This window comes from Micromonospora sp. NPDC003776, assembly GCF_053605645.1.
Map to the genome: position 1 here is coordinate 1 of NZ_JBSGJR010000356.1, position 7,312 is coordinate 7,312.

Genomic DNA, 7,312 nt, shown 5'->3' on the forward strand with positions numbered 1-7,312 from the left:
ACTTCGGTGCGCCGGGGGTTCGCGGCATGCCCCCGCCCGGGGCGCGGGGGGCACCCCCCCGCTCCTCGGGTGACTCAGGCGATCGCGGTTAGGCGATGGCGACGGCGCACAGCCGCGCGTTGGAGCGCAGGCTGCGCAGGTAGGCGCATCCCTCGTTGAGGAAACGGAACCGGTCAGCGACGGAGGCGCTGGCGGCGATGAGCAGCCGACCGTCAGTGGTGATCAGCGCGTCGCCGATCAGCGCGAGGCGCCAGTAGAGCCCGACGTAGGCGCCTTCACCGGCTTGGTAGACGGGCAGCTCGTAGGGGTCGAACGAGTGGGCGAGCATCGCCAGGACCCGGGGCTGCTGCTCGAAACGGCGGCGGGCCTCGTTCAGCGTGACCTTGCCGGGGTCGGCGAGGTGCTGGGCGAGGTAGTCCTCCCACGGGCGGGCAGACCGGGTGGTGGCGGCGATGTGGGCGTTCCACGTGCGCCACCGTCGGGCGGCGTCGTGGGCGGCCTTGGCGGCGGTGCCGGTCAGGTCCAGCCGGCTCTTGCGGCCCCCGGCGGCGATGGTGACCGCGCCGAAGCGGCGGGCGGCGTCGAGCAGTTGGTAGCCGAGGAAGCGGGTCAGCCAGCCGATGAGGCGGCGGTGACGGACGTGGTAGCGGCGAGCGGGCGTGCCGTGAGCGTGCAGATGGTTGTGGACTTTCTCCGAGGCGGTGAACCAGTCGGCGTCTTCGCCGCCGGCGAAGCAGACGGTGACGACCTGAACGGTGAGCGGCCTGGGGGTGGGCATGACACGGTGCTCCCTTCGTGACGGGTGGGCATGAACGGGCGCGGTGGTGCCACCGGATCGCGGCGTCTGAGCCGGGAAGCTGCCCTGATGGTGCGGGGCGTGGATCACGAGCCGACCACCAGAGGGTGGGCTCCAGGTGATCCCGCCGGCGCGGGCAGATCCGAGGAGGAAGACGGGCGGCGATGCGAGCAAAGAAGGGTGAAGCTGCACCGTAGCTTCGTGACCTGACAGCACAAGCCCGGCCGGAAATCAGGCCAGGTCTGTGACCTGCGCCGACAGCAGCAGCGACGCGGCTGTCAGGGTTTGTCAGAGCACGAACACGCCGCCGTCGTAGTTCGGGTTGTCCGCCACCGGCTCGCCGTGGTCACTGGGCAGGTCGGGCAGGCGGACTCTGCTGGTGGCGCCGACCGGGAGCCAGACTGCTTCGGCGGGATCGCCACCGCGGGTGGCGGTCGCGGCCGGTACGCCGTCGCCTCGCCCGCGCAGAAGTTGGTGGAGGTGCTCTTCACGGTGCTCGCTGCCGAGCCAGAACAGCACCGGGTAGCGGGGCCCGCCGCGGTGGGACAGCTGCCCGTACCGGTCGAGCTTGGCCACCACCCGACCCAACGGTTCGGTCCCGGTGTCGGCCTCCAGGAAGAACCCCACCGTGGCGTCGCCGACGCTCCACAGGCCATGCCCGTCAGCGGTGACCGTCCGGAACCGTCTCGTGGTGGTCGCCTCGGACCACCACCGCTGCAGCCGCGCCTCGGGATGCTCGCGGGCGTGCGCGGTGAGGCGAACGAAGAACTCGTTGGCGGTGACCAGGTGGGTCAGATGCGGGTTGGCCGACAGCCGATGCGCGATCTGCCGGCTCGCCCGCAGGGTGGGCTCGGGCCGCCGGTGGGCGGCGGCCTGGAAGCGGTGCCCCTGATGGCCCAGCGTCCAATGCCACGGCTGGCTGCCACCTCCAGCGCGGGCGAACCGGAACCGGTCCACCAGCCCCAGGGCGGTCAGCTCACCGAGCCGGATCTGACAGGTCCGGCGCGCGTTAAACAGCATGCGGTGGATCTGATCAGTGGTGAGGACCTGATGGTCGTCGAGCAGCTGAAGCAACTGCCGGTCACGGCTGGTGATGTGCGGGTAGATGGCCAGCAGACCAGTAGAGCGCGATTGCGGCATAGATGGTTCACCCCGTGGAGAGAGAATCCCGTAGGGAGTCTGGATGAGTCGATCTTGCTGACGGGCCCACCGAGGGGTCGAGTTTGGGCGGGTCGGGCACCTGACAGGCCGGTTAGTGAGGGCTCGTTTGGGGCCTCGTGTCACAGACACCCCCAAACGAGCCCCCGATGCCGCACCCAGCCGAGCCCCCGCACGCGCCGGCAGAACGCTCGGCTCCAGCGAGCGATCATCACGAGCCCGGGACTCGGCGTTGGCTAGAGCAAGAGCTTTTCCCACTGGCCGCTGGAACTGCGGCCTCTCGCTGGCGGACGGCCGGGCTGGGTCGTCATCGACGGTCACGGTACCGCCGTAGGAGGCGATGCGTTCGCGGATGCCGATCAGCCCGCGCCCGCTGCTGGAGGGTCATGGTGCGTGTGGGCGGCGCCTGGTGGTCGGCGATGTCCAGGGTGAGGGCGTCGGCGCCTCGCGGCTGATCGACGAGCTGCGCGAGCAGAGCGGCCTGGGCTGACGGCCGGGCCGGCTGACGCCGGCCCGGCCGCGGTGTGCGTTGACAAATGAACTCGTAGTGAGATTTACAGATGCACTTGCAGCGAGCCGCCGTCCAGGTCCTGCGGATCGGCGAGATCGAGGTCGAAGTCGATCCCGCCGCGGTTGTCATAGGTGACGGCACCGGTCGGGTTCGGACCGTTCGCCAGGTCCCACACCACGATGCGGACCTTCGCCGGATCCTGGTAGCCGTAGATCACGAATCCGTATCCGGCGGTGCCGTTGACGGTGCCCTTGCCCTTGACAGCGATCTTGCCGTCGGGCGCGGCCACCAGCCAGTCCAGGCTGGTGGATTGCAACGAGAACGCGCCTGAGTCGAAGGTCGCGGCGACGCGGCCTCCGGTGAGTGACGGCCCCGGTTCGTTGTGCTGGTATTGCGGGTTCATCTCCAGGCGCGTACGCCCGCCCGCCTGGCGGTCCGCTGCATAAGCACCGGTCGGCGAGTTGTAGTACGCCCCACTCGTCGCGAAGCCGCCCTGCGGGTCGTAGACGACAACCATCGTCTTCGCCTCGACCGAAGCGCCGTCGTCGTCGGTGACGACGGTCTTGATCGTGTACATGCCCGGATGCAGATAGACGTTGCTCGCCGTGCAGGCGTGGTTCTGTGCCGGCCCGGAGGTCCGCGTCCCGTCGTCCCAGGTGGTCGAGCACGTGTGTGTGTCGTGCGGGGCATCGGTGAAGGTCACGTTGAGCGGCACGACCGTGTTGACCTTGTACACCTGCCAGTTTGGCGGGCTTACGCCCGTGATCCGCGGCGGCAGGTTCGCCAGTGTGACGTTCGCACTGTCGCTGACCGCCGGGTTCACCCCGTCCGATGCTGTCAGCGTGACCGTGAAGGTGCCGTCGTCGTCACAGGTGAACCTGGTACGCGCGGAGTGCACGTCGCCGAACGTGCAGGTGGTGCCGGCGTCGACGTCCGAGCCGGCCGTGTAGGACCAGCTGATCGACGGCGCGCCGCCGTCGTCGCTCGCGACGCCGTAGAGGTTGACGAAAGCGCCCTCGTCGCCGGTGTAGTCCGGTCCGGCGGCCACGGACGGCGGCTCATCGACGACTGTGCCGCCGCCTCCGCCACCGCACGTCAGGCAGTCCTTGATCTCGACCCAGAACTGGTCCTGGTAGTTGTACAGAATCCGGTCGCCGAAGTAGTAGTAGCGCAGTGACGATCCGGCGGACCGGTTCTGGCTGCTCGGTACTGCCCGGACCGAGAAGTTCCGGGTCGCCGCTCCCTCAGCGGTCGTGGCGAACGGATATTCGTCGCAGTCCGATGTAGATGTGTCGTATGGCGGCAGACCTGTCCAGTCGTTGTAGGGATACTGGCGTCCACAGGCCGCGTTTTTCATGTCGACGTTGAGGTTGTAGATGGCGCCCTGATAGGGCACACGATGCAGACCCCGGTCATCGGCGTTGCCGGTGTACTTGCCCGGGATGCTCTTGGTCTCGTCCAGCTCGATGGGGTAGGTACTGAGCGGAGAGTCTTGCGCGGTCTGGATGTGCCGGGCCACGGCGTCGTGGCCGGGATCGCCGACGGTGTACTGCAGGTGCGGGATGACCTCGGCGTTGATGCAGGCCTTGGGGTAATCCACCCCGAACAGCTCGAAGTAGTTCGCGGAGTCGCAGCGGATCGTCCGCTCCGGCGTACGGGCCGGCCCGTCGAACACATAGCCGCCGCCCGCGCCCTCGAAGGTGAAGTACCATTTGTGGTAGAGCACCTTGTCCGGGTTGGTCGAGGCGGTCTCGTCGGACGAGACATCCCACCACCACCACAGGTCGGTGTCGTTCCACAGGCTCCACGTCTGCGGCACCGGCAGGCCGAAGGACGAGCACGCGCTGTCACTGCACCCGACGCTCATGGTGAACAACATGCTGGGCGCGATTTCCTTCTCTGCCGCGGGCAGGTCGTAGACGACCGAGCCTGGCACTGAATGGAAATACACCCGGACCGAGCGATCATCCTTGCGGCCCTCTACAACGGCCTGGAACTGCATGGTGATCTTGCCGAGGTAGACCGGGATGTTCAGGTTCGGATCCATCTGGTACAGCGATACACCGATGCCATACCGCTGACACCACAGGAACCGGTTGAGCCAGGTGCCGTTCTCCGAGTGCGCGCCGTCGCGGCCGAGGCATTCGGCGGTGCCCGGCGCGGGCGGCGTAGCGGCCACCTCGAGCGCATTCGGTGCCGTAGCGGGTGCGGTCGCGGCGGCTGACGCTTCTGCGGCCAACTTGTCCGCCTCGGACGCGTCGAGGAAGGTCCTGGCGTCGTTGGCGACAGCGCTCTCGTGCGCCTCCTTTTCCGCCTGCTCGACGGGCTCCGGTGCGCTCTTCGCCCGGCCCTTGGGGAACTGAACTTTGCTGAGCGCATCGGCGTCGCCCTTGTAACCCTGCTGCAGCAGGGTTCCTCCGCTGTTCACGGCGGCCGGCGGAACCGTGTCGGCGGCCGCCTCAGCGGCATGAGCGGCCGGCTGGCCGAACACGGTGGACGTGGCAAACGATGTGGTGAATGTTGCGAGGACTACTGCGGCGGTCAGGAGGCGGCGCGACGCGCGTCGGACCGATCCCCCGTGTTTACCTGACATCAACCTCTCCTGACTGCATGCAAGTATGTACATGCATAAACAGCATCACGGCGAAGAGTCGATGCCGGAAGGTCAATGGAACCAAGGCGACAGTGGACAGAGGGAGGTCCCCCGGGGAAGTGGACACCGGGTTACATCGCGACCTGATTCAGCGTAATCGGCGTGAGAGTTTGTTCTAGTCGGCGGGGCTGAGGTAGCCCAGTGCGGAGTGGCGCCGTCGGTGGTTGTAGAAGGCGATCCATCGGAAGACGTCGCGGCGGGCATCGGTCGCGCTGGCCCAACGGCGGTGGTCGACGTCGAGTTCGCGCTTCAGCGTCGCAGTGTCTCGTGGCTCATCCCGAGATCCCGGGCCACCTGGTTGATCGGCCGCTGCGACGAAGCGGACCAGGTCGACCGAACTCTTCCGTGTACTTCGATGGGCGCCCCAACAGGGACACCCCTTCCTCTAGACCAGCGTCCAGTCTCAGGGTCTCCACATCTCAGGGGGAAGCCCAGATCACCATCGACTTGGCCAGCTGGGCGTTTTTGCGCCGCGCAACCTAGAGGCAGCTGCCATCATGAAGCAGCCCGACCACGCTTTGACGCCCGGCACCACCGGGAACCGTCTCGACATAGCCAACGACGCACGCGCTGCCGATCTGGGCGGCGTACAACAGCGCGCCGATTGGCGCCGGATCATGCTCGGTCGCCAGCCGAGCGTCAACAGCCGTCGCCTCGGTACGCGACAGCCACAGCCGCGCCGCCTCGACGTCCTGACCGTTTGGCCGGTGCGACGGCGGCCGCCGAGCACATGACTGGTCGTTGGGGGACATGCACCAACCGCCGTGCGAGGCGGCCGTCCAGATCGCCTCGGCCGCGTCCTGCGCACGCCGAAGAACGTCGTCGGGCACGGTCGCCCGATGCACATCCGCATTACCGCAGAATCCAGGGCCTGCGTCCGATCCGAAGATCGGGCAGGCGACCCTCTCGGACGCGGGCGGCTGGCGGCTCGTCCGCCAGATCGCACCACTCACGACGAGGATCACCAGGAGGGCGGCGAGCACAACCGCTTTCTGTTTGCCGGTCGGGGCCAACCTCTCGATGCCGGGCACGGTATAGATGATAGGGCCTGGAGAAAAGAGAGACCGACATGACGGATGCGGGCAGGGGAGCGGTCGCCGAGCGAGCGATCCACCGGATCGACGAGTGGCTGCGGCAGAACGCTCCGCTAACCCGCAGCGCTTTGCGTCCTCCGGCGTCCGAGGCGGACATAGCCACCGTGGAGGAGGCGCTCGGCCGGCGGATCCCGGTCAGCCTGCGAGCCCTGTGGGCGTACGCCGACGGCGCCTATTCGCCACTTCAAGTCGACGGCGGCTCTCTCATCCCGCCGTCCTTCGCTCCCTATTCGATTGCCCAGGCGCTCGACAGCCGCGAGACGTGGATGCGGGTCGACCGGCGGATCAGTCCCATTCCGCTCGCCAACTTCGACGCCTATGTCGCTACACAGAACCGCCAACCGGCCGGTACGCGCTGCGACACGTGGTTGCCGGCCTGGCTGCCCATCGCGAGCGATCACGGCGGCGGTGACCTGTTCGTCGACCTGCGCGACGGCCGGTCCCACGGATGCGTCCTGCACTACCGGGCCGACGCGGGAGTGCTGTCCGGGCCCGAGTGGTCCGACGTCGCGGCGATGCTGTTTGACATTGCCGAACGCATGACGGAAGACGAATGCCATCTGGATGAGCAGGGACGCCTGTCCTGGCGGCGGTGATCTTTCGCGCGGAAATTGGACGCTCCTATTTCCGTGAAGTAGCGGGGATGCACTGATCGCCCATGGGCGACTAGATGATCAAGGGGTGTTGCGGGCTGCTCTCCGGCGTCAGGCGCACTGGCTTTCCGAGCTGGTATCCGGGCTCTTCGAAGTTGAGTGGGGTTCGCGGTTAGTGGTGACCCGGATATAGAGGGCTCGCAGCTCATCGGTGATCATCTGAGTGTCGAGTTCGGATGGTCACAAGTGAAGAGCTGCGAGCATGGTCAACGATACGACCCGGCTGCTGGGGCTGGACGGCCTGGTGGTGGAGCGGGTCGAGCTGGACGTCGAGGGCGTCCCCGTGGTGGATGTGTCCACCGGTTGTGAGCAGGCACGATGCTGCCCGCAGTGTGGGCAGCGGGCGGTGCGCGTGAAGCAGTGGGCCACGACCCGGCCGCGGGACCTGCCGGTCGCCGGTCGACCAGTGCGGCTGCGCTGGCGCAAACGACGCTGGTACTGCCCGAC

The 7,312-nt window shown here is 67.5% G+C and carries 8 protein-coding genes; 3 read left to right on the forward strand and 5 right to left on the reverse strand.

Features of this window, described 5'->3' with window-relative positions; translation table 11 throughout:
• Positions 1 to 88: 88 nt before the first annotated feature.
• Both ACWEVO_RS24555 and ACWEVO_RS24560 read right to left on the reverse strand, forming a co-directional pair.
• Positions 89 to 778: a hypothetical protein gene (locus ACWEVO_RS24555; RefSeq protein ID WP_452309869.1), complete on the reverse strand. Its 690-nt coding sequence runs from the start codon at positions 776 to 778 to the stop codon at positions 89 to 91.
• A 306-nt stretch (positions 779 to 1,084) separates the two neighbouring features.
• Entirely contained in the window at positions 1,085 to 1,936 is an 852-nt protein-coding gene (locus ACWEVO_RS24560; protein WP_452309870.1) for a replication-relaxation family protein, read from the reverse strand.
• A gap of 358 nt (positions 1,937 to 2,294) precedes the next feature.
• Between ACWEVO_RS24560 and ACWEVO_RS24565 the strand changes: the two genes are divergently transcribed.
• Positions 2,295 to 2,444, forward strand: a complete 150-nt coding sequence (locus ACWEVO_RS24565) for a hypothetical protein (RefSeq protein ID WP_452309871.1) — start codon at positions 2,295 to 2,297, stop codon at positions 2,442 to 2,444.
• Between the two features lie 64 nt (positions 2,445 to 2,508).
• On the opposite strand, the gene ACWEVO_RS24570 is transcribed toward ACWEVO_RS24565, so the two are convergent.
• The 3 genes from ACWEVO_RS24570 to ACWEVO_RS24580 all read right to left on the reverse strand — a co-directional run bounded on the left by ACWEVO_RS24570 (position 2,509) and on the right by ACWEVO_RS24580 (position 6,149).
• The gene (locus tag ACWEVO_RS24570) at positions 2,509 to 5,058 is read right to left on the reverse strand and encodes a NucA/NucB deoxyribonuclease domain-containing protein (RefSeq protein WP_452309872.1); all 2,550 of its coding nucleotides are present in this window, start codon (positions 5,056 to 5,058) and stop codon (positions 2,509 to 2,511) included.
• 175 nt (positions 5,059 to 5,233) lie between these two features.
• Positions 5,234 to 5,446, reverse strand: a complete 213-nt coding sequence (locus ACWEVO_RS24575) for an integrase core domain-containing protein (RefSeq protein WP_452309876.1) — start codon at positions 5,444 to 5,446, stop codon at positions 5,234 to 5,236.
• Positions 5,447 to 5,597: 151 nt separating this feature from the next.
• On the reverse strand, positions 5,598 to 6,149 hold the full coding sequence (locus ACWEVO_RS24580) for a hypothetical protein (RefSeq protein ID WP_452309873.1): 552 nt from the start codon (positions 6,147 to 6,149) through the stop codon (positions 5,598 to 5,600).
• A gap of 38 nt (positions 6,150 to 6,187) precedes the next feature.
• On the opposite strand from ACWEVO_RS24580, the gene ACWEVO_RS24585 reads away from it, so the two are divergent.
• Positions 6,188 to 6,808, forward strand: coding sequence for an SMI1/KNR4 family protein (locus tag ACWEVO_RS24585; protein ID WP_452309874.1), 621 nt, complete (start codon positions 6,188 to 6,190; stop codon positions 6,806 to 6,808).
• A gap of 259 nt (positions 6,809 to 7,067) precedes the next feature.
• A partial coding sequence (locus ACWEVO_RS24590) for a transposase family protein (protein ID WP_452309875.1) occupies positions 7,068 to 7,312 on the forward strand: 245 nt, incomplete at its 3' end.